The following is a 26,068-nucleotide window of genomic DNA, read 5'->3' on the forward strand; positions in this document are numbered from 1 at the left end:
ATCAAGATCGAGATGCACTTCCTGCCGGACGTCTATGTGACCTGCGACGTCTGCCAGGGCCGTCGCTACAACCGCGAGACCCTCGAGATCCTGTTCAAGGGCAAGTCCATCTCCGACGTCCTCGACATGACGGTCGACGAGGCCCACGACTTCTTCAAGGCCGTGCCGACGGTGCGGGAGAAGATGGCGACCCTGAAGCGGGTGGGCCTGGGCTATGTCAAGGTGGGCCAGCAGGCGACCACCCTGTCCGGCGGGGAGGCCCAGAGGGTCAAGCTGTCCAAGGAGCTGTCCCGAAGGGCGACGGGCAAGACCCTCTACATTCTCGATGAGCCCACGACCGGCCTGCATTTCGAAGACGTGCGCAAGCTGCTGGAGGTCCTGCACGAACTGGCCGACGCCGGAAACACGGTGGTGGTGATCGAGCACAACCTGGACGTGGTGAAGACTGCGGACTGGATCCTCGACTTCGGTCCCGAGGGTGGGGACGGCGGCGGACGTATCGTCGCCGTAGGCACCCCTGAAATGGTCGCGGCGGAGCCCGAAAGCTGGACCGGACGCTATCTGGCGGACATTCTGGCCCGGCACGATCAAAGGCGGCGCGACCGCCGCGTGGCGGCCACGGCCTGACGCCGTCACCCGCCCCCCAGGGAGGACGACCGATGAAGCTCTATGGCGCCCCGAATCCCGCACCCAATCCGAGGCGGGTTCGGATCTTCCTGGCGGAAAAGGGCATCGACCTGCCCGAGACCCGGATCGACATGATGAAGCGGGAGCACAAGTCCGAGGAGTTTCGCGCCCGCAATCCCCTGGGTCAGATCCCGACGCTGGAGCTGGACGACGGGACGTGTATCTCCGAGACCGTCGCCATCTGCCGCTACTTTGAGGAGATCCAGCCGGACCCACCCATGTTTGGCCGGACCCCCGTGGAGAAGGCCCTGGTCGACCAGTGGATCCGGAGGGTGGAGTTTGTGGCCATGATGCCGGTGGGCAACTTCTGGCGTCACGCCCACCCGCGCACCGCCGCCCTTCTGACCCAGTACAAGGAGTTCGGGGAGTCGAACCGGGAGATTTGGGCAGGCGCCCAGCGCTTTTTCGACCGCGCACTACAGGGCCGGGAGTTCCTGGCCCTCGACACCCTGACCATGGCGGACATCTGCCTGCAGACCACGGTGGACTTCGCCGACTGGATCGGCCTGCCCTGCGACCCGGAGCTGAAGGCCCTCGACGCCTGGCGCCAGAGGCTCGCCGCCCGGCCCAGCGCCGGGGCCTGAGGTCAGCGGACCGCGTCCTGCGCGCGAATCTCGCGGTAAATGACCGCCGCGGGCGCGGACATGACGGCGTTGAAGACCGCGCTCGTGAGGGAGCCGAACAGGATCATCAGCACCTGGCCTGGGGAAAAGAAGGCCTGGAGAGAAGTCATGTCCGGGCTCATTACCCTGCCAAGCGCCCCAAGATCACCCCCTGAAAGAAGGGTCGTGAGGGCGGCGGCGAGGAGCAGGGACAGGAGATAGAAGATCACCACGGCGATGACTGCGAGCACATAAGCTCCGAGGATCGGCCAGACGAGGTTGCGGGTCATGGCCCATGAATCAAAAATGGCGAGGCGGCCTTCAGAAAAGGTGATCACCGGGCCCAGGGACATGCGGACGGCGACATAGACAAGACCCGCCATGAGCGAAAAGCTGACCAGGATGCCAGTAAACCGGCCTGCACCCACGGCCGCTGCGATCCCGGCGATCATCCCCCCGACAAGCGTTGCTGCAACCACGGCGACCAGGAACAGCAGTGTGTAGGCGAGGGCCAGGACAATGAGGCGGGCTTCCTCGGCGCCGAACTGAACCGGATGCACTCGGGAATCTTCCGGATCCAGGACCAGGCGAAAGACCGCCGCCGCGATCATGGCCTGGACCACCAGGCCAACGGGAAGAAGGATGGCGTAAAGAGGCGCGAGCGCCACCATGCTCTCTATGGCGACATCCGGGTCCGGCGATGGATTTCGCGAAGCCTCTTCCAGCGCGGCCATCTGCGTGTTTAGTCCCAAGCCGAACAGGACCAACGGCATCAACAGATTCACCGCCAGGAAGAAGCCGGTCCAGATCAGCAGGGTCCGGGGCTTCTCCCAGGTGAGCCTGAAGCCCTCGAAAGCTGCATCCGTTGCCGAAAACACCGTCATGTCGCGCACCTGAACCGTAACCCGAAGGGTCCTGAATCGGTCCTTCCCCCGGCCGCATTTGGCTATCACCCCCGGCCAAGCGCAAGGGCGCCTGAGGTTCGGCTCGCGATCCGGCGGGATCGTTGCTAGTTAGCCACGCATGTCACCTGCTCCCATACATGTCATCGGCGGCGGCCTCGCCGGTTCGGAGGCGGCCTGGCAGATCGCCGGGACCGGCGTTCCAGTCATTCTGCACGAGATGCGACCTGTCCGCGGGACCGACGCCCACCACACCGACGGGCTTGCAGAACTCGTCTGCTCCAACTCGTTCCGCGCGGATGACTGGACGTCCAATGCGGTCGGCCTGCTCCACGCCGAGATGCGGGCTTTGGACTCGCTCATCATGGCCTGCGGAGACGCCCATCAGGTGCCGGCCGGCGGCGCGCTTGCGGTGGACCGCGACGGCTTTTCCGCCGCCGTGACCCATCGGCTCTCGACCCACCCCCTGGTGCGCATCGAACGCAGTGAGGTCGCGGGCCTGCCTCCTGAGGACTGGGACAGCGTGATCATCGCCACGGGCCCCCTCACCTCTCCCGCCCTGGCCCAGGCCATCCAGGGGCTCACCGGGGAGGACGAGCTGTCCTTCTTCGATGCGATCGCGCCGATCGTGACCCTCGAGTCCATCGACATGGACATCGCCTGGCGGCAATCGCGCTACGACAAGGCCGGGCCCGGCGGCGACACCCAGGCCTACATCAACTGCCCCATGGACCGGGACCAGTACGAGGCCTTCATCGACGCCCTCCTGGCGGGCCCGAAGTCCGAGTTCCGCGAGTGGGAGAACGTTCCCTACTTCGACGGCTGCCTGCCCATCGAGGTCATGGCCGAGCGGGGTCGGGAGACCCTCCGGCATGGCCCCATGAAGCCCGTCGGCCTGACCAACGCCCACCGGCCCGACGACAAGCCCTGGGCGGTGGTCCAGCTTCGCCAGGACAACGCCCTGGGCACCCTGTGGAACATGGTGGGCTTCCAGACCAAGCTGAAGCACGGCGCCCAGACCGAAGTCTTCCGGATGATCCCAGGGCTGGAGAAGGCCGTCTTCGCCCGGCTGGGTGGACTGCATCGCAACACCTTCCTGAACAGCCCGCGCCTGCTGGACCGCAGTCTCCGGCTGAAGGCCCAGCCGCGGTTGCGCTTCGCCGGCCAGGTCACCGGCGTCGAGGGCTATGTGGAGAGCGCGGCCATGGGCCTGCTGGCCGGACGGCTGGCCGCGGCGGAGCGGCTGGGTCGCCCCCTCGAGGCGCCGCCCTCCACCACCGCCCTGGGCTCCCTGATCAATCATATCACAGGCGGTCACATCGACGGGGGCAAGGGATCCTTCCAGCCGATGAACATCAACTACGGCCTCATGCCGCCGGTGGAGGCGCCGAAGCGCGACGCCGAGGGGCGGCGCCTGGGCGCGAAGGTCCGCAGCCGGGGGCGTAAGCTGGCCATGGGCGAGCGGGCGCTTTCGGACCTGTCGGACTGGGCCTCAGACGCGCCCGGTCAGCACCGCTACCATCAGGCGGAGGCGGTCCCCCAGGGGTGAGGGAGGCCGCCCCTTCGCCCGGGCCCTCGCCAGGGCGGCGTGGGCGACGGCGGGGAAGGCCGCCGCCGTGACCCCCCGGGCGGCGAGGAGCCTCGACTCAAGAGCCTCCCGGGCGGCCTCCGGGGACAGCCCCGCCGTGAGGATGAGGCGACCGATCGACCAGGCGGCGCCGCCGGCCCCGGCTGCCGCCGGATCACAGGCCGGGTCGAGGACGGCGGCCGCCAGCCGGGCGCAGGCCCCGCCCGTACCGTCGGCCCATTCCAGGGCCTCCTCCAGGACCATCGGCCTCGGGTCCAGCTCGCGCAGGCGGGCGTCCACGAGCGCCTCCAGGATCCCCCGCTCGAGCCCGTGCGTGCGTACGACGTCGGCCAGAGCCAGGGCCACGGGATGTCGCCGGACGGCGCGCCCCGAGGCGATCTCCTCCAGCACCTCCCGCCACCAGGCAAGGCGCATCTCCGCCACCAGGGGATTGGAGGCGGCCCTCGGCGCCCGGCCGAGTTCATTGTCAAAGGCGTACAGGGCGACAAGGGCGCGCCGCACCGTGGGGCCGGGCGCAAAACGGCTCGAGAGCCAGCGGTCCGGATCGGTACGGGACAGCCCTGCCTCGATATCGTCCGGGAGCGAGGGATCGGACTCGGGAGGAGGTTCGTTGGACAAGCTTGCCTCTCATGAAAACGGGCCCGCAGGGACTGCGGGCCCGCTTCCCCGACCGGGATCCGGGGATCAGCCGAAAATGGTCTGGTTCATGCCCATGGTGGCGAGCATGGGGATGGAAAGGAAGGTGTTGAGACGCGAGAACAGCATGGCCGTCTTGGCGGCCTTGGCCTTGGCGTCAGCGTCACCCTCGACAATGCCCAGGGCGATCTTCTGGTTCGGCCAGATGAAGACCCAGACGTTGAAGAACATGACTGTGGCGAGCCACATGCCCAGACCAATGAAGCTGTGCTGCGGATTGCCGCTGGTCAGGCCCAGGGCGAAAGCGTCGACGAGATAGCCGCGGTTGTAGGCCAGGAGAACACCGGCCACCCAGGTGAGCAGCGCCGCCCAGCGGAACCAGAAAAGAGCCTCCGGCGCGATGTACTTGGAGACCGCCGGCTTCAGCTCCGCCGGGATTTCCGGCATTTTCCGGAGCTGGACGAAGTTGAAGTAGTACAGCAGCCCGATCCACATGATGCCAAACACCAGGTGGAGGAAACGAAGCACCGCCTGGACGAAGATGGCGTCCACCCCCCCGGCGTGCTGCAAGTACCCGCCCACCACCACAAGCGTGATGATCGAGCTCAGGATCACCGTATTGCGGAGGTTTGACAGGAGTCCCGAGACAAGATTCGACATGTTTAGCCCTCTGAGAGTCTTCCCCTGAAACCTTCTCTTAAGGGCATTCGCCAGCCGCGGGAAGCCGTGGCTTGATCCACATCAAATCGCGATCAGGGCGGCGGCCACCCTGCGGCCCTCGGCGGTGAGGAGGTTGTAGAGCCGCGCCGCCGCCGGGGTATCGAGGAATTCCAGCCCGATCCCGGCCCGCAGGAAGGCTTCTCTCACCTCCCGCGGCGGCAGGCCGTTCTGGACGCCCATTCCCAGGACGAGGAGTTCGCAGACGCCCGGCCCAGCCGAAAGGACCGCCGAGAGGTTGGCTGCAGAGAGGCCGGCTGAAGAGAGCACCTCCCAATCCCGCGCAGTGTCATCGAGGATCAGGACGGACCCGGGACGCCACTCTCCGGAAAGACGGAAGCCGCCGCCGCCGAAGGCGTCGACCTGCGGCGCCGACCGGCTCATCCTGGACGTGCGCCTGCGGCCTTGAGCGGGGCCGCCTCGTCGTCGTCGCGCCGAACCCCCCAGAGCAGGATGATCGGCAGGGCGACATAGATCGAGGAGTACGTGCCGACGATCACCCCGAAAACCATCGTGAACACCAGCGGGAAGAGAACCGGTCCGCCGAAGAAGAGGGCGCCGGAAAGGGCGATGATGGCGGTCGTGCCCGTGATCAGATTGCGCGACAGACGTTCATTCTCGGACCGGTTGATGATGTCCCGCAGCGGCGTCGTCTTGTACTTGCGCAGGTTCTCACGCAGCCGGTCGAAGGTGATGACCTTCTCGTTCATCGAGTAGCCGATCACAGTCAACAAGGCGGCGATCGAGGTCATCGACACTTCCAGCTGCGCCAGCGACAAAACCCCCATGGTGAGGATCACGTCATGCAGGATGGCCGCGATGGCCCCCATGCCGAACTGAAGCTGGAAGCGGAACCAGATGTAGAGCAGCATCAGGACCATGGCGAGGGCGAGGGCGAGGGCCCCGGACCGTGCAAGCTCCCCGGACACCTTTCCGCCCACAGTCTCTGCGCGCCGGATCTCGATGCCGGGAAAGGCCTTCTGGAGCGCGCCCTTGACCACCTGGGTGCTGGCGTTGAGGTCGGCGTCGTCCGCCACCCGGAACCGCAGGATGGCGCCGTTGCCCTGTCCCAGCGACTGGACCTGAGCGTCTTCACCGCCGGCCTCCGTCATCACCCGGCGCAGCCCGCCGATGTCGAGGGGCTTCTCTGTTTCGACCTCGATCAAGGCGCCGCCGACGAAGTCGATCCCGAAATTCAGGCCCCTGAAGGCGATGGAGCCCAGAGAGAGGGCGATCAGGAGGGCGGAGAAGACCGCCGCCATGGGCGCCAGCTTCACAAAGTCGAAGTTGAACTCGCGGGGCAGGTTGGTGATGAGGGGCCAGCGCATGAGAGCCTCTAGACGATGGGCAGGGTCTTGGGCTTCTTCGCCCGGTACCACCAGCCAATCAGGAGCTGGGTGACCACCACCGCCGTGAAGACGGACGTGATGACCCCGATCAGAAGGGTCCAGGCGAAGCCGCGGACCGCCCCGGCGCCGAACATGAACATGATGATGGCCGAAATCGCACTGGTGATGTTGGCGTCAAAGATGGACACCAACGCCCGCTCATAGCCGTGCTCCAGCGCCTGCAGGGGCGATCGCCCGAGGTGCGCCTCGTCCCGGACCCGTTCGTAGATCAGGACGTTGGCGTCCACAGCCACCGCGAGGGTGAGAATGATGCCTGCGATCCCCGGAAAGGTCAGAGTGGCCTGTGTCATGGACATGGCGCCCACGATCAGAAGGACGTTCAACGCCAGAGCAAGGGCGGCGAAGACGCCGAATGTTCCGTAGGCGAAGACGATGAAGGCGAACATGGATGCGGCGCCGATCGCCATGGAGATCGCCCCGGCCCGCACGGCGTCTGCGCCCAGTTCAGCGCCGACCGTATTCTGCTGCTCGACCTTCAGGGGCGCCGGAAGGGCGCCGGCGCGCAACAGCACCGCCAGGTCATTGGCGCTTTCCGCCGTGAAGTTCCCAGAGATCTGTCCAGAGCCGCCCATGATGGCGCTTTGGATCACCGGGGCCGAAATGATCTTGCCGTCCAGCACGATCGCGAACCGCTTGCCGATGTTGTTGGCCGTGGTTTCCCCGAAGCGGGAGGCGCCCTGGCCATTGAAGCGGAAATTGACGACCGGTTGCCCAGTCTGGCCGTCGAAGCCCTGGGAGGCCTCCGTCAGCATCTCTCCGGTGACGACGGCGCGCTTCTTGAGGAGGAGCGGGCCCTCGTCCTGGCTGGGCAGGACCACCGAACCCGGCGGGACGCGTCCTTGCAGGGCCTCGGCCACGGAAACGGAGTCGTCCACCATCTGGAAGGTCAGCTTGGCGGTCTGACCGATGATGGACTTCAGTCGCTCCGGATCGCTCTCGCCCGGAGCCTGCACGACGATCTGGTCGAAACCCTGCCGCTGGATGGCGGGCTCACGGGTGCCCAGGGCGTCGATCCGCCGGCGGATGATCTCGATGGACTGGTCCACAGCGCGGCTCGCTTCGGCGTTGAGAGCCTGCGCCGACCAGCCCATCCGGATGCGCTGATCGGCCTGGGACGAGAGCTCCAGCCCGCTGCCGCCTGTGGCGATATCGCCGCCGAGCCGGGTCCGCAGCAGGTTGAGGGCCTCGTTCGACCGGGCGGGGTCGGTGATGCGGACGGTCACGTCGGAACCGACCTGGCCGAGGTCCGTGAAGGCGATATCCTCGGCCCGCAGTGTGGTGCGGACATCCTCGATAAGGTTGGTCGTCTTCTCCACGCGAAGCGCGCGGGTATCCACGGAGAGCTTGAGGTAGGATCCGCCCTGGAGGTCCAGGCCCAGGTTCAGGGTCTGCTTTGGCAAGAAGGCAGGAAGCTGCTCCCGCACGCTCGCGGGCAGCAGGTTGGGCAGCGTGAACAGCACGCCGAAGATCAGGGCGGCGACGACGGAGATCAGCCGCCAGCGCGAGGGAGCCAGCATGAGGCCAGGCCTAGGCCTTGGCGTCGTTGGCGGCGGCGTCGCCTTTCGAGCGAACCGACGAGATCATGGACTTCACCACCTTGACGGTGACGCCCTGGGCGATCTCCACGCCGACCTCGCCGTCCTCCACCCGGACGATCTTGCCGACCACGCCGGACGCCAGGACGACCACGTCATTGCGCTTCAGGGCGGCGAGCATTTCCTGGTGCTGCTTCATCCGCTTCTGCTGCGGACGGATCAGCAGGAAGTAGAAGAGGACAAACAGGCCGATCAGCGGAGCGATTTGCAGGAGCATGGCCTCGATTCCGCCTCCGGCGGGAGCTCCGGCGGCGGTCTGGGCGTAGGCGGGTGTGGCGAACATGGCCTCTCCGAGGGGGACGGGTGCAGTCTGCGCCCGAGTTCAGGGTCGCCGGAAGCTATGCGCTTGACCGACCTTTTGCAATGGAGGGTCGGGATGGCTAATCACGCTCCATGACCCAGGATCTTTCTCCCTTTCTGCTCCGCATCGCTGAAGCCTTGGAAAGGCTCGCTCCACCAGCGTCGCCGACGCCGGACTTCTCAGGCGCGCGGCTGTTCCGGCACGATGCCGGACGGGGGCTTTTCATCGCGGCGCCCGACTATCCCCTGCCCCTGGATGCTCTCCTCGGCGTCGATCGCCAGAAGGAGGCCCTGTCCGCAAACCTCTCCCGGTTTGCTGCTGGTCTGCCCTGCAATCATGTTCTCCTGTGGGGGGTGCGGGGCGCGGGCAAGAGTTCCATGGCCAAGGCGGCCTTCATGGCCTGCGCCCGGGACCGGGAGGACCTCAAACTCATCGAAGTGGACCGGGACGAGATCACCGCCCTGCCCCGGCTCTTTGACATCCTCCGGGAACGCCCGGAACGCTTCATCGTGCTCTGCGACGATCTGTCCTTCGAGGATGGCGCGGAAGCCGCCAAGGCGCTGAAGTCGGCCCTGGAGGGCGGTGTGTCAGGCCCCCCGTCGACCGTACTCTTCCTGGCCACCTCGAACCGGCGTCACCTCATGCCCCGGGGCCACGTCGAGGACCGGGGACGGATCGCGGCTGCAGAGGACGCCGAGGAAGAGGTGAGCGTCTCCGACCGTTTCGGCCTCTGGATCGGCTTCCCGCCCATGGACCAGCCGACCTACCTCGCCGCCGTGCGGGCCTATGCGCGGCGGTACGGCCTGCCCGTAAGGGGGCTGGACCGACGGGCCCTGCAGTGGGCGCAGGCGCGCGGGGGCCGCTCGGGCCGCGTCGCCTGGCAGTTCATCCTCGACCTCGCCGGATCGAAGGGGATCGCCCTGCCCGTCTGACGCCTCAGCGCGGCAGGAGCAGGGACGGCGACACGGGTCGCGCCCGCTCTGTGGGCGTCGGTGCGTAGCGGATTTCAAAGTGGAGCTGGGGTTCCGCGACCCCGCCCGTATCGCCCGCTTCACCGATCTGTTGTCCCTGCAGGACCTTCTGCTGGATCTTCACGTCCACGTTGGACAGGTGAGCGTAGGCCGTGACCCAGCCGTCTGGATGCTTGATCAGCACCAGGTTGCCGAAGCCGGGCACCTGGTCCCCGGCATAGACCACCTCGCCGGCGGCGGACGCCCTCACCGGGGCCCCGCGGGCGGCCCGGATGTTGATCCCGTCGTTCCGCTGGCCGGTGCCTTTGGGGCCGAAGTCCGAGAGAATCTCCCCTCGTAGCGGCCAGAGGAAGCGTCCCTTGCCGAGGGCGGCGATCTGGGCGTCGGTCAGGGGTGTGGTGGAGGCCGTGGGAGGCGGTGTGAAACCGCCAGAGGGCGGCCTCGCGGGGACTGGGGGCGTCGGAGCCGGCGCGACCCTGGGAGGCGGCGGAAGAGGACGCGGCGCGGGCGGCGCGACCACTGGCGTCTGCGGGGTGGTCCGCGGCGGCTCCGGGCGGGTCTGCGGCGGCGGCGGCGCGGGGGCCGGCGTCGGGGGTGTCGCCTGCGGCGCGACCGGCGTCGTCGGACCCGAGGGCGGAGCTTGGGATGGCGTGGCCGGACGGGTCACCGCCGGCTGTCCGGGCTCGGCCCTCAGTTCAGGGGGGCCGGCGGCGGAAGGATCCTCCAACGGCGCATCCGTCTCGGGAGCCACCGTCGCGGGGGCGACCGCCTCAGGCGAGGGCCGGGGCGCAGGCGCCGGGACGCGGATGGTTTCACGGATCGGTCCGCGGTCCCGCGCTTCGTCGGGCAGGATGATCCGCTGGCCGGACCGGATCGTGGCCGACGTGCGCAGGCCGTTTGCCGCCGCCAGGGCCCTCGGGGTCACGCCAAACCGGCGCGCAATTACGGAAAGAGTATCGCCGGCGACGGCCACGTAGGCTCTCTGGGTTTCCGTCGGCCCCTTGAGAACCTGACCGGGGCGCAGTGTGTAGGGCGGCTTGAGGCCGTTGAGGCTCGAAAGCTCTTTCCGGGACAGCCCCATGCGGTCGGCGATCCCGTCGACGGTGTCACCCTTGCGGACCGTGTAGGCGGCGGGCTTGCCCTTGACCGAAATCACCCGGCCGCCGGCCATGACACGGACAGTGGCGGCCCCCTGAGGTGCGACCGGCGTCGCCTCGGCAGGGGGATTCTCATCAGGGCGGGCCGGGCGGGTGGCGGCAGGCGGCGGCGGGCGGGTCGGCGCGGCGGCGGACCGGATGGGCCCACGGTCCCTGTAGCCCTGGGGGAGGGTCAGTCTCTGTCCCGCCCTGAGGGCGGCTGTACTACGCAGCCCGTTCTCGCCGGCCAGCGCCCGGGTGGACACTGAGAAACGCCGGGCGACAACCTCAAGACTGTCGCCCTCGGCGACCACATACGCCTTGCGGGTCTCGGGCGGACCCTTGAGCACGCGACCCACGCTCAAGGCGTAGGGCGGCTTCAGACCGTTGAGGTCAGCGAAGGCCTTTCGCGTCATGCCCAGTCGGTTCGCAATCTCGTCGACGGTGTCGCCGCTGCGCACGATGTAGGTTGAAGGTCCGCTGGAGACGTTCACGACGCGGCCGGTGGCCTGGGCTCTTCCAGCCGAACCTTCGCCACCCTGAGGGCCAGGCAACCTGAGCTTCATTCCCGCATCGATCCGGGCGCCGGAGCCCAGGTCGTTGGCCTCGGCAATGGCCTCCGGAGACACTCCGAGCTTTCGGCCGATGCCGTAGAGGGTATCGCCCCTCTGGACGGTGTAGGTGTCGCCAGAAGCCTGGAGCAGAGCCAGCTGAACCGGCGCGGCCTCTCCGCCAACGGGTTCGCGGGCCGCCGAAGGGCTGGCCACGCTGACGAAGGCGGTCGTCGCCGCAAGCATCAGGACGGTCCGGTTGAGAAAACTGCTCATCGCCGCTCCGGCTCTGTTTACCCAGTGTGGCGCCGCGATTTGGATCGTCGACGCGATCCGCACTCTCAGCCCCAAGAAATCGTCACTAATTTGGCGCGCTCAGGAGTCCTTTGCGACACCGTCCAGCAAGGGCACAAACCTGACTTCCATCAGGGTCTCCACCGTGAACCCGCCCTCCCCGTCCCCGACATAGCGGTTCAGCTTCTGGACGGGCCCTCGGCCTACCGGCGCCACCATTACCCCTTTTGGCTTCAATTGCGCCAGAAGCGCGCGCGGATCTTCCGGAGCTGCAGCGGTGACCATGATCCGATCGAAGGGCGCCTGTTCAGGCCAGCCCTGGCCCCCGTCGCCAAAGCGGGTGATCACATTGGTCAAGCCGAGTTGGCGGAACCGGTCCTCCGCAGCGGACAGCAGAGTCCGATATCGTTCCACAGAGTATACCAGCCGCGCCAGCTTGGACAGGATGGTGGTCTGGTAGCCGGACCCCGTCCCGATCTCGAGAACTCGGGAGCGCTTCTCGATCCGCAGGGCCTGGGTCATCAGGCCCACGATGTAAGGCTGGCTGATGGTCTGACCGCACGCGATGGGCAGGGCCTGGTCCTCGAAGGCCCTTTCCTGGAACAGGTCCGGCGTGAAGAGATCCCTCGGCGTCGTCGCGATGGCGGTCAGCACCGCCGGATCCGAAACACCCTGTTCCCGGAGCCCCTCCATCAGGCGGGCGTGCCGCGGATCCTCGGGCGTATGGGGACGACGCACCACCCTCAGGCCCTCGGCGGGGCGCCGCCCAGGACCGCCCGCATCCTGTGGACGGTTTCCTGGTGGGTCAGGTCGATATGCAGAGGCGTGACGGAAATGCGCCCGTCATAGATGGCCCGCAGGTCCGTGCCTGCAGCGGGGGCGGACAACTCCCGCCGGAAGCCAATCCAGTAGTAGGTCTCGCCCCGGGGATCGGTGCGCTGCACGGCCTGGCGGACGTGCAGGTCGCGGAAGGTCTGGCGCGTGACCTCAACCTCACGGATCTCCGCCAGTGGACGGGAGGGGAAATTGACATTCATCACCACGTCCGACGGCCAGCCGATCTCGACCAGGCGCCGGATGATCCCGGGACCGAAGTGCTCCGACGGCAGGAAGACGGGCTGGTCCGCCAGTTCCTCTCCCGGAGTTGGCCAGCTCATCTGCGAAAGGGCGATGGCCGGAATACCGAGGGCCATCCCCTCGATAGCCCCTGCGACCGTGCCCGACATGGTTACGTCCTCGGCCAGGTTGGCGCCCCGGTTCACCCCTGAGAGCACCAGGTCCGGCCGCAGGTCGCCCATAAGCTCCGTGACCGCCAGCATCACGCAGTCGGTCGGGGTCCCGGTGGTGGCGAACCTGCGCTCGTCGAGACGACGCACGCGCAGGGGCTCGGCGAGGGTCAGGGACCGGCTGGCGCCGGATTGCTCGTACTCTGGCGCACAGATCCAGATGTCGTCGCTGAGGACCCGGGCGATCCGCTCGAGCGACACCAGCCCCTCCGCGTGAATCCCGTCGTCATTGGTCAGAAGGATACGCACGGGGTCAGGCGTTTCCATCGATGTGTGTGACGCCGCCCATGTAGGGCTGAAGAACCTGGGGAATGGCGATCCGGCCCCCCTCATCCTGGTAGTTCTCGAGAATGGCGACCAGGGTGCGGCCCACCGCAAGGCCGGAGCCATTCAAGGTGTGGACATAGCGCGTGCCCTTCTCTCCGCTCGACTTGGTGCGGGCGTCCATGCGGCGGGCCTGGAAATCCCCGCAGTTCGAGCAGGAGCTGATCTCCCGGTAGCGTCCCTCGCTGGGCAGCCAGACCTCAAGGTCGTAGGTGCGGCGGGCGCTGAAACCCATGTCTCCACGGCACAGCAGCATGGTGCGGAAGGGCAGGTCGAGGCGCTTCAGCACCGCCTCGGCGCAGGTCACCATCCGTTCGTGCTCGGCATCGGACTGGTCAGGCTCGGTGATCGAGACCAGTTCGACTTTGTAGAACTGGTGCTGCCGGATCATGCCGCGGGTGTCCCGGCCCGAGGCGCCGGCCTCAGAGCGGAAGCAAGGGGTGAGCGCCGTCAGGCGCAGGGGCAGGACCTCGGCGGGCAGGATCTGCTCGCGAACCAGGTTGGTCAGGGAGACCTCGGCGGTCGGGATCAGCCACCGGCCGTCGGTTGTGCGGAAGAGATCCTCCGAGAACTTCGGCAACTGGCCGGTGCCGAAGACCGCGGCGTCGCGGACCAGAAGGGGCGGCGAAACCTCGGTATAGCCGTGCTCGAGGGTCTGCATGTCGAGCATGAACTGCCCGAGGGCCCGCTCCAGGCGCGCCAGCCGGCCCTTCAGCACGACGAACCGGGCGCCGCTCATGCGGGCGGCGGCCTCGAAGTCCATCAGGTCGAGGGCCTCGCCGAGGTCGGCGTGGTTGCGGGGGGCGGCGAGGGCGAAGGGTTCGCCCCACCGGCGGACCTCGACATTGCCGGACTCGTCTTCGCCTTCTGGCGTCTCGGGCGCCGGCAGGTTGGGCAGGCTGGCCAGGAGGTCCCTGAGGGTTTCCTCCGCAGCCTTCTCCCGTTCCGCGTCGCCGGCGGCCTCTGTCTTCAGGGCCTCGACTTCGGCGAGCAGGCGAGCCGCCTCTGCTTCATCCTTGGCCGCCTTGGCCTGACCGATCCGTCGGGAGAGTTCATTGCGCCGGGCTTGCGCCGCCTCGGAGGCGGTCCGGGCGGCGCGGACCTGCTGGTCTAGCGCCAGCGCCTCCGCAGCGGCTCCGGACCGGCCCTTCGCCGCCCAGGCCTTTTCGTAGAGGTCGGGTGTGTCGCGAAGGGCTCGGATATCGTGCATGGCGGGAGGTCCAGGGATTGGCCGACTTCTCTAGTCCGCGTCGCCGGGGGCGCCAACCGTCTCCGGGGCGTATTCAGACGATCACGTCCTCGTCGAGCTCCCGCCGACGCCGGAGTTCGATGATGCGCACGCACCAGATGGAGATTTCGTAGAGCAGGATGATCGGCAGGGCGAGCATGAGCTGGCTGATGGGGTCTGGCGGCGTGACCACCGCCGCCACAACGAAGATGGCGACGATGGCGTAGCGTCGGAACTCCCGCAATGCCGAGGAACTGACCATGCCGGCCAGGCCCAGGAGGGTCAGGATGACCGGAAGCTGGAAACAGAGCCCGAAAGCCATCAGCAGGGTGGTGACCAGGGTCAGGTAGTCCGAGACCTTGGGCAGGAGCTCCACGGTGATCGCCCCGGCGCCGGTAATCTGCTGGGAGAGGGAGAACCAGAGGACGAACGGAAAGATGAAGAAGTAGACCAGAGCTCCCCCAAGGGTGAAGAGAACCGGAGAGGCGATCAGAAAGGGCAAGAACGCCCTGCGTTCACGCTTGTAGAGCCCGGGCGCGACGAAGCCGTACACTTGGCTGGCGAGGACCGGGAACGACAGGACCACGGCCCCGAAACCGGCCAGTTTGAGCTTGGTGAAGAAGAACTCGAGCGGGGCGGTGTAGATGAGTTTGAGTTCCTGCCCCTGCAGGGGCGGTAGCTCCTTCAGCCCCACCAGCACCAGAAGCAGGTCAAAGGGTCCTCCGCCACCGGTATGTGTCGAGGGCTTGAGGTGCAGGGCCTGCAGGACCCCGTCCACGAATCCCGTCTGCGAAGCCGACTCAGCCGCCGCCTTCTGGGCCGCCAGAATCCCGGCCGCGGCTTCGTAGGGTCGCAGGAGGAGGCCGTACAGGACATCCGCGAAGGCGAAACAGACGACAAAGGCCAGGACCACGGCGACCAGCGAGCGGATCAGACGCTGCCGGAGCTCAACCAGATGGTCCAGAAGCGGTGCGCGGGACGCCTCGATCTCGTCCTCAGGTTCGTGGGCTTCGGTCATTCCGCCTGCTCCGCGGCCTTACGGCGCCTTCGGGGCTTTGGCGGCGGCGAAGCCGTCTCCGGGGGAGGAGTCGCATCCGCCGCATCGGCCTCCTCGACGGAGGTCGCCTCCGGGGCGCCGCCGTCGAAGGGAGGATGGAACTGGACATCCGAGGTCTGAAGGCTGTCGCCAATCTCCCGCAGGACCTGGTTGACCTCCGCGGTCTCGCTGGACAGCACCGCGCCCTGGGACTGTCGCATGGCCTCCACCTCGCGACGCAGTTCGTCGAGCTCCGATTGCCGGGCCATGTCGTCGAAGCTGGCGCGGAACTCTGCAGCCATGCCCCGCAGGCGGCCCACCCACTCGCCCAGCTTCCGCAGCATCACGGGCAGGTCCTTGGGGCCGACCACGATGAGGGCGACAGCGGCGATCAGGAGGTATTCAAGCCCGCCGACTTCGGGAAGCATGGCCAAGTCCTAGCACTGTCCCCATGCCAAGGCCTGGGGTGGTTCGGGTCGCTCGGGATCAGCCCCGGGCGTCTTCCTTGGGCGCATCCACCTTGGCCGCCGATGTCTCTTCGGACGACTCGGGCTTGCCGCTGTCCTTCAGGCCGTCACGGAAGGCCCGGATGCCCTTGCCGGCATCGCCAAGCAGCCCCGAAAGTTTCCCCCGCCCGCCAAAGAGCACGAGGACAACCACCGCAACAATTATCCAGTGGATCGGCGACAATCCGCCCATTTGCAAGCTCCTGATCGGGTTCGGAATGGGCCCTGGGACCCTCCCACGGACCGATATATAGACGCCGCCCCCCGGCGCCGCCAAGGGTCAGACGTCGCCCGTCGCGCCTTTGCCCTCGTCGCCCGGGTCGCCGAGGAAATCCATGTGAAACTCCGGCGCCTCGTCTCCCGGCTCGATCGGGTCCTCCTCGGGCGTGGCGAGTCCGGGAGTCGGGACGCTGAAATCCGCCGGCAGGTCGAGGCTCAAGAGACCTGCGGCGCGCATGTCGGCGGCGCCGGGAAGATCCGCGAGGCTAGAAAGGCCGAAGTGCTCAAGGAAGGCGTCCGTGGTGCCGTAGGTCACCGGCCGACCCGGGGTCCGACGTCGGCCGCGCATCCGCACCAGACGCAGTTCCAGAAGAACGTCCAGCGTACCGCGGCTGGCCTGCACTCCCCTGACCGCCTCGATCTCGGCCCGGGTCACCGGCTGGTGATAGGCGATGATGGCGAGGGTCTCCTGGGCGGCGCGCGACAGCCTCCGGGGCTCCTCCCGCTCCACGGTCATGAGGAAGGCGAGATCGGCGGCGGTCTGGAAGCGCCAGCGGTCTGCTACGCAGACCAGCTCGACACCGCGTCCAGCGTACCGGGTTTGGAGGTCTGCGACCGCACGCTCGACGTCAGATCCCTCCGGCAGCCGCCGGGCCAGGTCATCGAGGCTAAGGGGACCGGCGGCGGCGAACAATAGCGCCTCGACCCGCCGCTCCGTTTCCGCCGGGTTGGGCAATGAGGGAGAATCCACCGGCGCGGTCACACCGCCCCTCCCCTCCGGCTACGAAGATAGATGTCGGCGAAGGCCTCGAGCTGCCGCGCCTCCAGAGCGCCCTCGCGGACCAGCTCCAGGCTGGCGGAGAGGGTCGAGGCGACATAGGACGCCCGACTGGGGGACGACTCCGAGCTTGAGGCCGGTCGCGGGGCGAGCCCGGTCAGGGCGGTCCAGCGCGACAACTCAGGCAGCAGGCTGCGCAGTCGGTCCCGGGCGGCTTCCAGAGCATAGGCCTTCATCGGCTCTGGCCGGTAACTGCGGGAGTCCGAGCGCCGACGTTGATCCACATAGGCCTGCATGAGGGCGTAGAGGTCTCCCTCCAGCCGCGTCGAAGGCAGGATCCGGATCGCGTCCGGATCGCCGCGCACAAAGACGTCTCGGCCCAATTGGGGTCGGGCGCGGAGGGACTCCGAGGCGCGCCGCATGGCGTCGAGCTTGGCCAGGCGGAAGGCCAACTGGGCGGCCACCTCCTCCGCCGGCGCCTCCTCAGGCTGGGGGCGTTCAGGACGGGGCAGGAGAAGCCGGGACTTCAGGAAGGTCAGCCAGGAGGCCATCACCAGGTAGTCGGCGGCCAGGGCGAAGCTGCGCCTTCGGGCCTGCTGCACAAAAGCCAGGTACTGATCAGCCAGCCGGGTGATGGAAATGCGCAGAAGATCGACCTTCTGGCTCCGGGCAAGGGCGAGAAGGACATGCAGAGGTCCCTCGTAGCCATCGACATCGACGATCAGGGCATCGCCATCCTGGGCGGCGGCCTCGGCAGCCTCGAAGTCGAGGCGGGGCTGGAATTCAGACGCCTCGCTCATGCAGACGCCCCTTCCAGAAGCGCGTCGAAGCGGGCCTCGGCCTCCCGGCGGTCGAAGGGCTCAGGACGCCTGGGCAAACGCGCCAGCGCCGCCTCGGCCCGGCGCGCGGCGCGACCAGAGAGGGTCCGGACTCCAGCGGCGACGGCCCTCATCTCGGCCATGTTCCCGTTACAGTGAAGCACGACGTCGCAACCTGCGGCGAGGCTCCGGCGGGCCCGGAGGGTCATGTCGCCCTCAAGGGCCTGCATGGACAGGTCGTCGCTCATGATGAGCCCGGAAAAACCCAGTTCGCCACGCAGCAGGCCCTCGATCACCCGCCGCGAGGTGGTGGCGGGACGCCGGGGGTCCAGGGCCCGGTAGAGGATGTGGGCGGTCATCGCCAGCGGCATGTCCGAGAGCGCCTCGAAGGGCGGGAAGTCCGTCGCCCGGAGGACGTCCAGGGAGGCCTCGACCACAGGCAGGTCAAGATGGCTGTCCGACATGGCGCGGCCGTGCCCGGGAATGTGCTTGATCACGGGCAGGACGCCGCCCGCCAGGAGCCCTTCCGCCGCCGCCCGTCCCAGAACCGCCACGGCCTCAGGGGTCTCGCCGTAGGCGCGGTCCCCGATGATGTCATGGGCGCCGGGCTGAGGAACGTCCAGGACCGGCGCGCAGTCCACGTTTACGCCGAGGGAGAAAAGGTCATCGGCCATCAGGCGTGCGCCCAGCCGGACCGCTTCGCGCTGCACGGGGAGCCCGCCGGAAAGCCGGGCCAGCGTCCGCGCAGGCGGGTACTTGCGCCAGTGGGGTGGGCCGAAACGCTGGACCCGTCCGCCCTCCTGGTCGATCAGGACGGGGGCGTCCTGCCGTCCGACGGTCCCGCGCAGGGCGGAGATAAGCGCGCGGACCTGATCCGGGCTCTCGATGTTCCGGGCGAAGAGGATGAAACCCCAGGGCCGGACATCCCGGAAAAAGGCCGCCTCCTCGGCGCAGAGGCGCGGTCCGGCGCAGCCGTAGATGGCGGCGGAAACGGTCATCGGACGAAGCAGGACTTGCCGGCCGACTTCAGCCGGTCGCAGAACGCCTGGGCGGCGGCGCGGTCCGGGAAGCCGGTCACGGTGGTGCGGAACAAGGTCGACCCGTCGCGCTCCACCCGCTCGACGCGTTTGCCGCGGCCTGAGCCGCCTGCCCGGGCGACGGCGGCGCTCCACTCCCTGTCGGCAATCTCGGCGGAGGAGAAGGCGCCGATCTGTACGCTGGCCGGACCACCGGCCGCGGTCGGCTTCGAAGGCGCCGCCACCGGCGGCGGGGTCGGCTTGGCCGCTGGCGCCGCTGGCTTTGGGACCGGCTTTGCGGGCGGGGCGGGGCTGGGAACAGCCTGCGGCGGTTTCGCAGCTGGCGGCGGGGACGGCCGGGGCAGAACCGTCACCGGAGCGGGCGGCGGCGATGCGGGCGTGGGCGCAGGGACAGCTACGGGGGGAGTGGCGACGGCTGCCGGCGGTGATGCGGGCGTTGCAGGCGCGACCGACGGCCGCGGCAGGGGCTGTTCAGGCGGCGGCGTGAAGTTGGGCTGGAGCGGCGGCGGCTCGCCCTCGGCCTGCTGGTAGATCTTGAGCCCCGCGGCGGGGTCCACGTCGCCGGAGGTTGGCGGCGCTGCGGCGCGAAGTTCGCCCACCGGCTCACCGATCGCCTTAGGCGCCCGGGACCCCTCCGAAAGTCCTCCCCTGTAGAAAGCGAAGATCGCCGCCGCCAGGGCGAGCAGGAGCAGCAAGGACAGGATCAGGGTCAGGGGCGCGGGACCGCGCGGCGCGGGGCGCTCGCGCCGGTCGAAGGCCAGGGGTTCGTCGTGCGGCGCTCCGCCGCTGCGATTGTGATCAGACATGGCCAGTTCCGTCCTGGATCCGCGAATCAGCCGGCATCACGGCAGAGGCGTAGTCTACCCCCCGGAGCCCCGGCGGCGCACCCCGGGGGCGGATCAGGACCAAGCCTCGAGCTGGAAGAGTCGCCTGTGTTCCTCGATGGCGAACCGGTCGGTCATTCCGGCGATATAGTCGCAGACGCTGCGGGCCCGGGAGGCCTCGTCACACCCCTCAAGGGCGGCGTAGATGTCGGCGGGCAGGACGTCGGGTTCGGCCAGGAACAGCTGGAACATCTCGGCGAGGATGCGCCGGGCCTGACTGCGCGTGCGGTTCACCCGCCAGTGCCGGTACATCCGGTTCAGGAGGAACTCCCGGAGCGCGGCGAGGTCTTCAAGCATCGGGCGCGAGAAGGCCACCAGGGCGTGATCCAGAGCCCGCACAGCTTCGGCGGAGTCCACGCCGGTCTGCGCCACCCGCCGGGTGGTCTCCGCCATGACATCGTCAACCATGGCGCCGATCATGCGACGAACCGCCTCCATCCGGACAATGGAGGCGTCAAGGTCGGGAAAGTCCCGCTTCACTCCGAAAAGGATGGGGCCGATGAGCGGCACGTCGATCAGGTCGTCCAGGGTGAACATGCCCGCCACCACCCCGTCATCGACGTCGTGATTGTTGTAGGCGATGTCGTCGGCGAGGGCGGCGACCTGGGCTTCCGCCGAGGCCCAGCCGCCCAGCTCCAGGGAATAGCCCCGGTCGAACTCGGCCACGGCGCTCCAGGAGGGTCGCTCCAGCCGGGAGGTCACCGGGCCGTTGTGCTTGATCACGCCCTCCAGGGTCTCCCAGGTCAGGTTGAGGCCATCCCATCGAGGGTACCGGCGCTCCAGACGGGTGACGACCCGGAAGGTCTGCACATTGTGGTCGAAGCCTCCGTAAGGCTGCATGGCGCTGTCCAGCTCGTCTTCGCCGGCGTGGCCGAAGGGTGGATGACCAAGGTCATGCGCCAGGGCGATGGTTTCGGCCAGATCCGACTCCAGGCCCAGGGCCGCCGCCACCGACCGGGCGATCTGGGCCACCTCCAGGGAATGAGTCAGGCGTGTGCGGTAATGGTCGCCCTCATGGGCCACAAAGACCTGGGTCTTCTCCTTCAGGCGACGGAAGGCGGTGGTGTGGATGATCCGGTCGCGGTCCCGGGCGAAGGGGGTGCGGGTCCGGCTCTCCGGCTCCTCGTGGCGGCGGCCGCGCGAGGCGGCGGCGCTCTGGGCGTAGGCGGCTCGGGGGACGGCCATGCGATCGTAGGCTCCTGGAGATCGGCCCCTTCCAAGGCGGCCAAACCGGGCTCATATAGAGCACTATGGCCAAGGATGCAGTCTTGAACGCCCCGGACCTCTCCCTCTCGCCCGCAGCCGCGCGGCGGATCTCAGAGCTTTCGCGCCTTGAGGGGAGGTCCCTGATGCTTCGAATCGGCGTCGACGCCGGCGGATGCTCGGGGTTCCAGTACCAGTTCGACCTTGTCGAGGCGGCCGCGCCCGACGACATGCGGATCGAGCGCGACGGTGCGACGGCCCTGGTGGACGAGATCAGCCTCGTCCTGCTCAAGGGCTCCGAGATCGACTTCGTCGACGAGCTGGCCGGAGCCGAGTTCCGGGTGCGCAATCCCAACGCCCGGTCCAGCTGCGGCTGCGGCGTCAGCTTCTCGATCTGAACCCGTGCGGATCGCCACCTGGAACGTCAATTCCATCAACGCCCGTCTTGAGACGGTGCTGCGCTGGTTCGAGGCCGAACGCCCGGACGTGGCCTGTCTCCAGGAGATCAAGTGCATCGACGAAAAGTTCCCCGCCGAGGCCTTCGAGCGGTTGGGCTACAATGTCGCCGTCCACGGGCAGAAGACCTACAATGGCGTCGCCCTGCTCAGCCGGACGCCCCTGGAGGACGTGACCCGGGGACTTCCAGGCGATCCGTCCGATGAGCAGGCCCGGTACATCGAGGCCGTGGTGTCGGGCCCCCGGCCCATGCGGGTGGCTTCCATCTACCTGCCCAATGGCAATCCTCTCGGGTCGGAGAAATTCGACTACAAGCTGGCCTGGATGGCGCGTCTTCAAAGGCACGCCGCCAACCTCCTCCGCCTGGAGGAGCCCCTGGCGCTTATGGGCGACTACAACGTCATTCCCGGTCCGCTCGACGCCGCCAACCCGGAGGAATGGGCAGGCGACGCCCTCTTCCAGCCGGAGAGCCGGGCGGCCCTGCGCGCCCTCCTTTGGCTGGGGCTCAGCGACGCCTGGGCCGAGGCTGGCGAGGGTCCGGGCGGATACACCTTCTGGGACTACCAGGCGGGCGCCTGGCCGAAGAACAACGGTATCCGCATCGACCACGGTCTGCTCTCGCCCCAGGCGACGGACCGGCTGTCCGCCTGTCGGATCGACCGGGCGCCCAGGGGCTGGGAGAAGCCTTCTGACCATACACCGCTCATTGTCGAGCTGAGTCTCTGAGCGAACGCTCTCTGAGAAAGCAGGCGCACGCTGCGCGTCCCTTTTCAGGACGGGGTGAGCGGTCTCTGATTTCGGCGGCGCCCTCACATTCCGGTTAAGGCGAGCGCGCCCTTTCGGGAAACAACACCCCGGGCATTGGCTTGACAGGCCTAAGGCAGGATCCCAGCCTCACCGGATCATACCCCCGGGAGGTTCGGTCCATGCTTCAGCTCGTCCTGGCCTCTGCGGCCTTCCTTCTGTTGCACCTTTGGGTATCCGGTACGCCCCTGCGCGACCGTCTGGTGGCGCGCCTGGGCGAGGGGGCTTACCTGGGCCTCTTCTCCCTGGCCTCAGTCGCCATCCTGGTTTGGATGCTGGCGGCCTACGGCGGCGCCCGGTCGGCGGGGTACAATCCGACATGGTGGGGGCCAACGCCCCTGACCCAGCATGTTCAGCTGGTCCTCATGCTGGTCGCCTTCCTGCTGATCGTTCCTGGCGTGATGGCCCGCAACCCCGGCGCGGTCGGCCAGACCGGCGCCCTTCAGGACGCCGACCCGGTGCGCGGAATCCTGCGCGTGACCCGCCATCCCTTCCTCTGGGGCGTGGGAATCTGGGCGGGCGGCCACCTGCTGGTGAACGGCGACCTGATCTCCCTGATCCTCTTTGGATCCCTCGGCGTCCTCGCCATCGGCGGGGCGGCCAGCATCGACGCCAAGCGCCGCCGGGTCTACGGCGAGACCTGGGCGGGATTCGAGGCGAAGTCCTCCTTCGTTCCCTTCGGCGCCATCCTCTCTGGACGTCAAACGCTCAGGCCGGGCGAATTCGCCCTGCCCGCGCTGATCGGCCTGGCGGTCTATATCGCCACCCTGCTGGGCCACACCCTGATCGCGGGCGTCCCGGCCCTGGGCTGACCCGATCGGTCAGATGTCGGCGTAGACGTGCCGCTCGCCCGCCATGCCCGGGTGGGTCACGGCGCCCTCATGGGCTGGTCCGACGATCTGGGCGTATTTCCAGAGGGCGCCTGAGCCGTAGTCGGTCTGGTGCGGCTTCCAGGCCTTGCGACGACGCTCCAGCTCTTCCGGCGCAACCTCGAGGTCGAGCACACCGGCGTCGGCGTCGATGCTGATGATGTCGCCGTCCTGGACCAGACCGATGGGGCCGCCCATCTGGGCCTCAGGACCCACATGGCCGATGCAAAGGCCCCGGGTTCCCCCCGAGAACCGGCCGTCGGTGACCAGGGCCACCTTGTCGCCGCGCCCCTGGCCGGAGAGCGCCGCCGTGGTTGACAGCATCTCGCGCATGCCCGGGCCGCCCCGGGCGCCCTCGTAACGGATGACCAGAACGTCGCCGTCCTTGTAGTCGCCGCGCTCGACGGCCTCGAAACAGGCCTGCTCGCCGTCGAACACCCGGGCAGGACCGCGGTGGGAGCGGTGCGAGGTCATGCCCGCGACCTTGACGATGGCGCCGTCCGGGGCCAGCGAGCCCCAAAGGCCGACCACGCCGCCCGTGGGCGAGAGCGGGTTGGAGACCGGGCGGATGACCTCCTGGTCATCGCGCCAGACCACGTCCTTGACGTTCTCGGCGATGGTCTTGCCGGTCACCGTCATGCAGTCGCCGTGGATGTAGCCGCCTTCCAGCAGCGTCTTCAGCAGCATGGGCATGCCCCCGGCCTCGCCCATGTCCTTGGCCACGAAGCGGCCGCCGGGCTTCAGATCGGCGATGTGCGGCGTGCGCTGGGCGATTTCGGCGAAGTCGCGCAGGGTGAAGGCGATGCCGCACTCGTGCGCCATGGCCGGGAGGTGCAGGGCGGCGTTGGTCGAGCCGCCGGTGGCCGCCACGACGGCGGCGGCGTTCTCGAAGGACTTGCGGGTGATGAAGTCGCGTGGCCGAAGCTGGGTCTCGATCAGGCGGACCACCGCCTCCCCGGACGCTACCGCGTAGGCGTCGCGGCTGAGGTAGGGCGCCGGCAGGGCCGCTGAGAGCGGCAGGGCCAGGCCAATGGCCTCGGACACGCAGGCCATGGTGTTGGCGGTGAACTGGCCGCCGCAGGCCCCATCTGAGGGACAGGCGTGCTGCTCCAGGGAGCAGAGATCCTCGAGGCTCATCTTACCGGCCGAGTGCTGTCCGACGGCCTCGAAAACGTCGACCACGGTCACGTCCCGCCCCTGCCAGGACCCCGGGAGGATCGAGCCGCCATAGAGGAAGACCGAAGGCACGTTGAGGCGCAGCATGGCCATCATCATTCCCGGCAGGGACTTGTCGCAGCCGGCGATGCCCACCAGGGCGTCGTAGCCGTGGCCGCGCATGGTCAGCTCCACGGAGTCGGCGATCAGGTCGCGGCTCACCAGGGACGAGCGCATGCCCTCGTGGCCCATGGCGATGCCATCGGTGACGGTAATGGTGCAGAACTCCCGCGGGGTGGCGCCGGCCTTCTTGACGCCTTCGGAGACCGCATGCGCCTGGCGCATCAGGGCGGTGTTGCAGGGCGCCGCCTCGTTCCAGCAGGAGGCGACGCCGACGAAGGGCTGGGCGATCTCCCGCGTCCCCAGGCCCATGGCGTAATAGTAGGACCGGTGCGGCGCCCGGGCCGGCCCCTCGGTCACATGCCGGCTCGGCAGGCGGGACTTGTCCCAGGTTCCATCAGGCTTGCGGGTCATGGCGGGGCCTCCTCTGCGGCGTGCGTTTCTCCCTAGCGGGAGCCAATGAGGGTTGGAAGCCCCGGCGGCGACAGGTGAAGCGAAGCAGGCTAGATCCTCCCGCAAAACGGGGGGAAATCATGGCCCAGGACCCTAAGGCGGAACGTTCCCGGCTGCGCTCGATCCTGGCGGGATCTGCGGGCAACATGGTCGAAACCTTCGACTGGTTCGTCTACGCCGCCTTCGCCCTCTACTTCGCCCCGATCTTCTTCCCGAAGGGAGACCAGACCGCCCAGCTCCTGGGATCGGCCGCCGTCTATGCGGTGGGGTTCCTCGCCCGACCCTTTGGCGCCTGGATCATGGGCCTCTACGGAGACCGGGCCGGACGGCGGGCGGCGATGATCCTCGCCGTGGGTCTGATGTGCCTGGGCTCGCTGATCATCGGCCTGTGTCCCGGCTATGCCCAGATCGGGCTGGCGGCCCCGGCCATCCTGGTCCTGGCCCGCATCCTGCAGGGCGTCAGCATGGGCGGCGAATACGGGGCCAGCGCCACCTACCTGTCGGAAATGGCCTCCCGGGACCGTCGCGGCTTCTGGTCGGGGATCTTCTACTCGACCCTGATGAGCGGCCAGCTGCTGGCCCTCCTGCTACTGCTGGCCCTGACCGCGGTCCTGCCGCCTGAAGCAATGAACGCCTGGGGGTGGCGGGTGGCCTTCATTGTCGGCGCCCTGATGGCCACGGCCGTCCTGCTGATGCGCAGGGGCATGGACGAAACCCCCTCCTTCAAGGCGCGGGATGGCTCCCGGAGGGCCACCTGGCGGCTTGTCACCGAGCATCCGCGCGAGACCCTGATGGTCTTCGGTCTCACCGCGGGAGGCACCCTCGCCTACTACACCTTCGGGACCTACATGCAGAAGTTCCTGGTCAACACCTCGGGATTCTCGAGGGACCAGTCGAACCTGATCACCACGGCGGCCCTGGCCTGCTTTGTGCTGATGCAGCCCCTGTCCGGAGCCCTCTCCGACCGCTTTGGCCGACGGGCCCTGCTTCTGGCCTTCGGGATCGGCGGCGTCGCCATGACCTGGCCGGTCCTGTCAACCCTGGCCGTGACCCGGGACCCCCTGGCCGCCTTCCTCATGGTCCTGGGAAGCCTCGCCGTCGTGAGCGGCTACACATCAGTCAGCGCCATTGTGAAGGCGGAGATGTTCCCCACCGAGATCCGGGCCCTCGGCGTCGCTCTCCCCTACGCCATCGCCAACGCCCTGTTCGGGGGAACGGCCGAGTTCATCGCCCTCAGCTTCAAGCAGGCCGGGTTCGAGCCGGGGTTCTACATCTATGTCACGGCGGTCATCGGGGTTTCCCTTGTGACCTACCTTTTCATGCCCGACACCCGCAGAACCAGCCGGATCCTGGAGGACTGAGCCCGTTCAGGCGTCCTCGGGCACGTCGAAGCTGCGGGGCTCCAGGCCGGCCAGCCGCCGCCGCCATGCGATCTCGTAGGCCGTCTCGACTTGGCGGCGGGTCCGGTCTGTATCGAAGAGGGGCGCGGCAGGGAGGTTCGCG

At 68.1% G+C, this 26,068-nt stretch carries 27 protein-coding genes and 1 pseudogene; 8 read left to right on the forward strand and 20 right to left on the reverse strand.

From position 1 onward, the window contains the following. Both IM632_RS12490 and IM632_RS12495 read left to right on the forward strand, forming a co-directional pair. Window positions 1-627: ATP-binding cassette domain-containing protein (locus IM632_RS12490; protein ID WP_296552413.1), on the forward strand; the 627-nt coding region annotated here is incomplete at its 5' end. Between the two features lie 32 nt (window positions 628-659). Continuing rightward, the gene (locus IM632_RS12495) at window positions 660-1,271 is read left to right on the forward strand and encodes a glutathione S-transferase family protein (protein WP_296483169.1); all 612 of its coding nucleotides are present in this window, start codon (window positions 660-662) and stop codon (window positions 1,269-1,271) included. 2 nt (window positions 1,272-1,273) lie between these two features. On the opposite strand, the gene IM632_RS12500 is transcribed toward IM632_RS12495, so the two are convergent. Next, window positions 1,274-2,173: a hypothetical protein gene (locus tag IM632_RS12500; RefSeq protein WP_296483172.1), complete on the reverse strand. Its 900-nt coding sequence runs from the start codon at window positions 2,171-2,173 to the stop codon at window positions 1,274-1,276. A gap of 139 nt (window positions 2,174-2,312) precedes the next feature. Here IM632_RS12500 and trmFO point away from each other — a divergent pair, with 139 nt between their 5' ends. Next, on the forward strand, window positions 2,313-3,740 hold the full coding sequence (trmFO, locus tag IM632_RS12505; RefSeq protein WP_296483174.1) for a methylenetetrahydrofolate--tRNA-(uracil(54)-C(5))-methyltransferase (FADH(2)-oxidizing) TrmFO: 1,428 nt from the start codon (window positions 2,313-2,315) through the stop codon (window positions 3,738-3,740). On the opposite strand, the gene IM632_RS12510 is transcribed toward trmFO, so the two are convergent. The 6 genes from IM632_RS12510 to yajC all read right to left on the reverse strand — a co-directional run bounded on the left by IM632_RS12510 (window position 3,684) and on the right by yajC (window position 8,419). Beyond that, on the reverse strand, window positions 3,684-4,397 hold the full coding sequence (locus IM632_RS12510) for a squalene/phytoene synthase family protein (protein ID WP_296552414.1): 714 nt from the start codon (window positions 4,395-4,397) through the stop codon (window positions 3,684-3,686). The genes trmFO and IM632_RS12510 overlap by 57 nt on opposite strands. A gap of 66 nt (window positions 4,398-4,463) precedes the next feature. Further along, the gene (locus IM632_RS12515) at window positions 4,464-5,075 is read right to left on the reverse strand and encodes a urate hydroxylase PuuD (RefSeq protein WP_296483180.1); all 612 of its coding nucleotides are present in this window, start codon (window positions 5,073-5,075) and stop codon (window positions 4,464-4,466) included. 81 nt (window positions 5,076-5,156) lie between these two features. Continuing rightward, window positions 5,157-5,516, reverse strand: a complete 360-nt coding sequence (locus IM632_RS12520; RefSeq protein ID WP_293515201.1) for an MTH938/NDUFAF3 family protein — start codon at window positions 5,514-5,516, stop codon at window positions 5,157-5,159. Continuing rightward, window positions 5,513-6,460: a protein translocase subunit SecF gene (secF, locus tag IM632_RS12525; protein ID WP_296497876.1), complete on the reverse strand. Its 948-nt coding sequence runs from the start codon at window positions 6,458-6,460 to the stop codon at window positions 5,513-5,515. Before secF ends, IM632_RS12520 begins: the two co-directional genes overlap by 4 nt. An 8-nt stretch (window positions 6,461-6,468) precedes the next feature. Next, window positions 6,469-8,058: a protein translocase subunit SecD gene (secD, locus tag IM632_RS12530; RefSeq protein ID WP_293517924.1), complete on the reverse strand. Its 1,590-nt coding sequence runs from the start codon at window positions 8,056-8,058 to the stop codon at window positions 6,469-6,471. 10 nt (window positions 8,059-8,068) lie between these two features. Continuing rightward, complete coding sequence (gene yajC / locus IM632_RS12535) at window positions 8,069-8,419, reverse strand: preprotein translocase subunit YajC (protein ID WP_296483186.1); 351 nt, start codon at window positions 8,417-8,419, stop codon at window positions 8,069-8,071. 110 nt (window positions 8,420-8,529) lie between these two features. On the opposite strand from yajC, the gene IM632_RS12540 reads away from it, so the two are divergent. Further along, on the forward strand, window positions 8,530-9,369 hold the full coding sequence (locus IM632_RS12540) for an ATP-binding protein (RefSeq protein ID WP_296483189.1): 840 nt from the start codon (window positions 8,530-8,532) through the stop codon (window positions 9,367-9,369). A gap of 4 nt (window positions 9,370-9,373) precedes the next feature. Here IM632_RS12540 and IM632_RS12545 read toward each other — a convergent pair whose 3' ends face one another. The 12 genes and pseudogenes from IM632_RS12545 to IM632_RS12600 form a co-directional block, all read right to left on the reverse strand. Continuing rightward, window positions 9,374-11,371: a LysM peptidoglycan-binding domain-containing protein gene (locus IM632_RS12545; protein WP_296483192.1), complete on the reverse strand. Its 1,998-nt coding sequence runs from the start codon at window positions 11,369-11,371 to the stop codon at window positions 9,374-9,376. A 99-nt stretch (window positions 11,372-11,470) separates the two neighbouring features. Then, window positions 11,471-12,136, reverse strand: coding sequence for a protein-L-isoaspartate(D-aspartate) O-methyltransferase (locus IM632_RS12550; protein ID WP_296483243.1), 666 nt, complete (start codon window positions 12,134-12,136; stop codon window positions 11,471-11,473). Continuing rightward, window positions 12,133-12,924, reverse strand: a complete 792-nt coding sequence (gene surE, locus IM632_RS12555; RefSeq protein ID WP_296483194.1) for a 5'/3'-nucleotidase SurE — start codon at window positions 12,922-12,924, stop codon at window positions 12,133-12,135. The genes IM632_RS12550 and surE overlap by 4 nt, the downstream gene beginning before the upstream one ends. A gap of 4 nt (window positions 12,925-12,928) precedes the next feature. Next, on the reverse strand, window positions 12,929-14,209 hold the full coding sequence (serS, locus tag IM632_RS12560; RefSeq protein WP_296483197.1) for a serine--tRNA ligase: 1,281 nt from the start codon (window positions 14,207-14,209) through the stop codon (window positions 12,929-12,931). 73 nt (window positions 14,210-14,282) lie between these two features. Beyond that, window positions 14,283-15,245, reverse strand: coding sequence for a twin-arginine translocase subunit TatC (gene tatC, locus IM632_RS12565; RefSeq protein ID WP_296483200.1), 963 nt, complete (start codon window positions 15,243-15,245; stop codon window positions 14,283-14,285). 131 nt (window positions 15,246-15,376) lie between these two features. Continuing rightward, a pseudogene (gene tatB / locus IM632_RS12570) lies at window positions 15,377-15,691 on the reverse strand (Sec-independent protein translocase protein TatB); the annotation flags it as partial. Between the two features lie 58 nt (window positions 15,692-15,749). Next, complete coding sequence (gene tatA / locus IM632_RS12575; protein ID WP_293512791.1) at window positions 15,750-15,962, reverse strand: twin-arginine translocase TatA/TatE family subunit; 213 nt, start codon at window positions 15,960-15,962, stop codon at window positions 15,750-15,752. Between the two features lie 87 nt (window positions 15,963-16,049). Then, on the reverse strand, window positions 16,050-16,751 hold the full coding sequence (gene scpB / locus IM632_RS12580; RefSeq protein WP_296483204.1) for an SMC-Scp complex subunit ScpB: 702 nt from the start codon (window positions 16,749-16,751) through the stop codon (window positions 16,050-16,052). Continuing rightward, complete coding sequence (locus IM632_RS12585) at window positions 16,748-17,566, reverse strand: ScpA family protein (RefSeq protein ID WP_296483207.1); 819 nt, start codon at window positions 17,564-17,566, stop codon at window positions 16,748-16,750. The genes scpB and IM632_RS12585 overlap by 4 nt, the downstream gene beginning before the upstream one ends. Continuing rightward, on the reverse strand, window positions 17,563-18,582 hold the full coding sequence (nagZ, locus tag IM632_RS12590) for a beta-N-acetylhexosaminidase (RefSeq protein WP_296483210.1): 1,020 nt from the start codon (window positions 18,580-18,582) through the stop codon (window positions 17,563-17,565). Before nagZ ends, IM632_RS12585 begins: the two co-directional genes overlap by 4 nt. Beyond that, window positions 18,579-19,427 carry an SPOR domain-containing protein gene (locus IM632_RS12595; protein WP_296483214.1) on the reverse strand — a complete coding sequence of 283 codons (849 nt, stop codon included), beginning with the start codon at window positions 19,425-19,427 and terminating at the stop codon, window positions 18,579-18,581. Before IM632_RS12595 ends, nagZ begins: the two co-directional genes overlap by 4 nt. A gap of 93 nt (window positions 19,428-19,520) precedes the next feature. After that, window positions 19,521-20,690: a deoxyguanosinetriphosphate triphosphohydrolase gene (locus IM632_RS12600; RefSeq protein ID WP_296483217.1), complete on the reverse strand. Its 1,170-nt coding sequence runs from the start codon at window positions 20,688-20,690 to the stop codon at window positions 19,521-19,523. A 65-nt stretch (window positions 20,691-20,755) separates the two neighbouring features. Here IM632_RS12600 and IM632_RS12605 point away from each other — a divergent pair, with 65 nt between their 5' ends. The 3 genes from IM632_RS12605 to IM632_RS12615 all read left to right on the forward strand — a co-directional run bounded on the left by IM632_RS12605 (window position 20,756) and on the right by IM632_RS12615 (window position 22,780). After that, window positions 20,756-21,106: an iron-sulfur cluster assembly accessory protein gene (locus tag IM632_RS12605; protein ID WP_296483220.1), complete on the forward strand. Its 351-nt coding sequence runs from the start codon at window positions 20,756-20,758 to the stop codon at window positions 21,104-21,106. A 4-nt stretch (window positions 21,107-21,110) separates the two neighbouring features. Beyond that, window positions 21,111-21,890, forward strand: coding sequence for an exodeoxyribonuclease III (gene xth / locus IM632_RS12610; RefSeq protein ID WP_296483223.1), 780 nt, complete (start codon window positions 21,111-21,113; stop codon window positions 21,888-21,890). Between the two features lie 200 nt (window positions 21,891-22,090). Further along, entirely contained in the window at window positions 22,091-22,780 is a 690-nt protein-coding gene (locus tag IM632_RS12615) for an NnrU family protein (RefSeq protein ID WP_296483226.1), read from the forward strand. A 9-nt stretch (window positions 22,781-22,789) separates the two neighbouring features. On the opposite strand, the gene ilvD is transcribed toward IM632_RS12615, so the two are convergent. Further along, window positions 22,790-24,526, reverse strand: a complete 1,737-nt coding sequence (gene ilvD / locus IM632_RS12620) for a dihydroxy-acid dehydratase (RefSeq protein WP_296483230.1) — start codon at window positions 24,524-24,526, stop codon at window positions 22,790-22,792. A gap of 119 nt (window positions 24,527-24,645) precedes the next feature. Here ilvD and IM632_RS12625 point away from each other — a divergent pair, with 119 nt between their 5' ends. Next, complete coding sequence (locus tag IM632_RS12625) at window positions 24,646-25,926, forward strand: MFS transporter (protein ID WP_296483233.1); 1,281 nt, start codon at window positions 24,646-24,648, stop codon at window positions 25,924-25,926. Window positions 25,927-26,068: the final 142 nt, after the last annotated feature.

Source organism: Phenylobacterium sp., from assembly GCF_020402505.1.
Classification (GTDB): Bacteria; Pseudomonadota; Alphaproteobacteria; order Caulobacterales; family Caulobacteraceae; genus Phenylobacterium.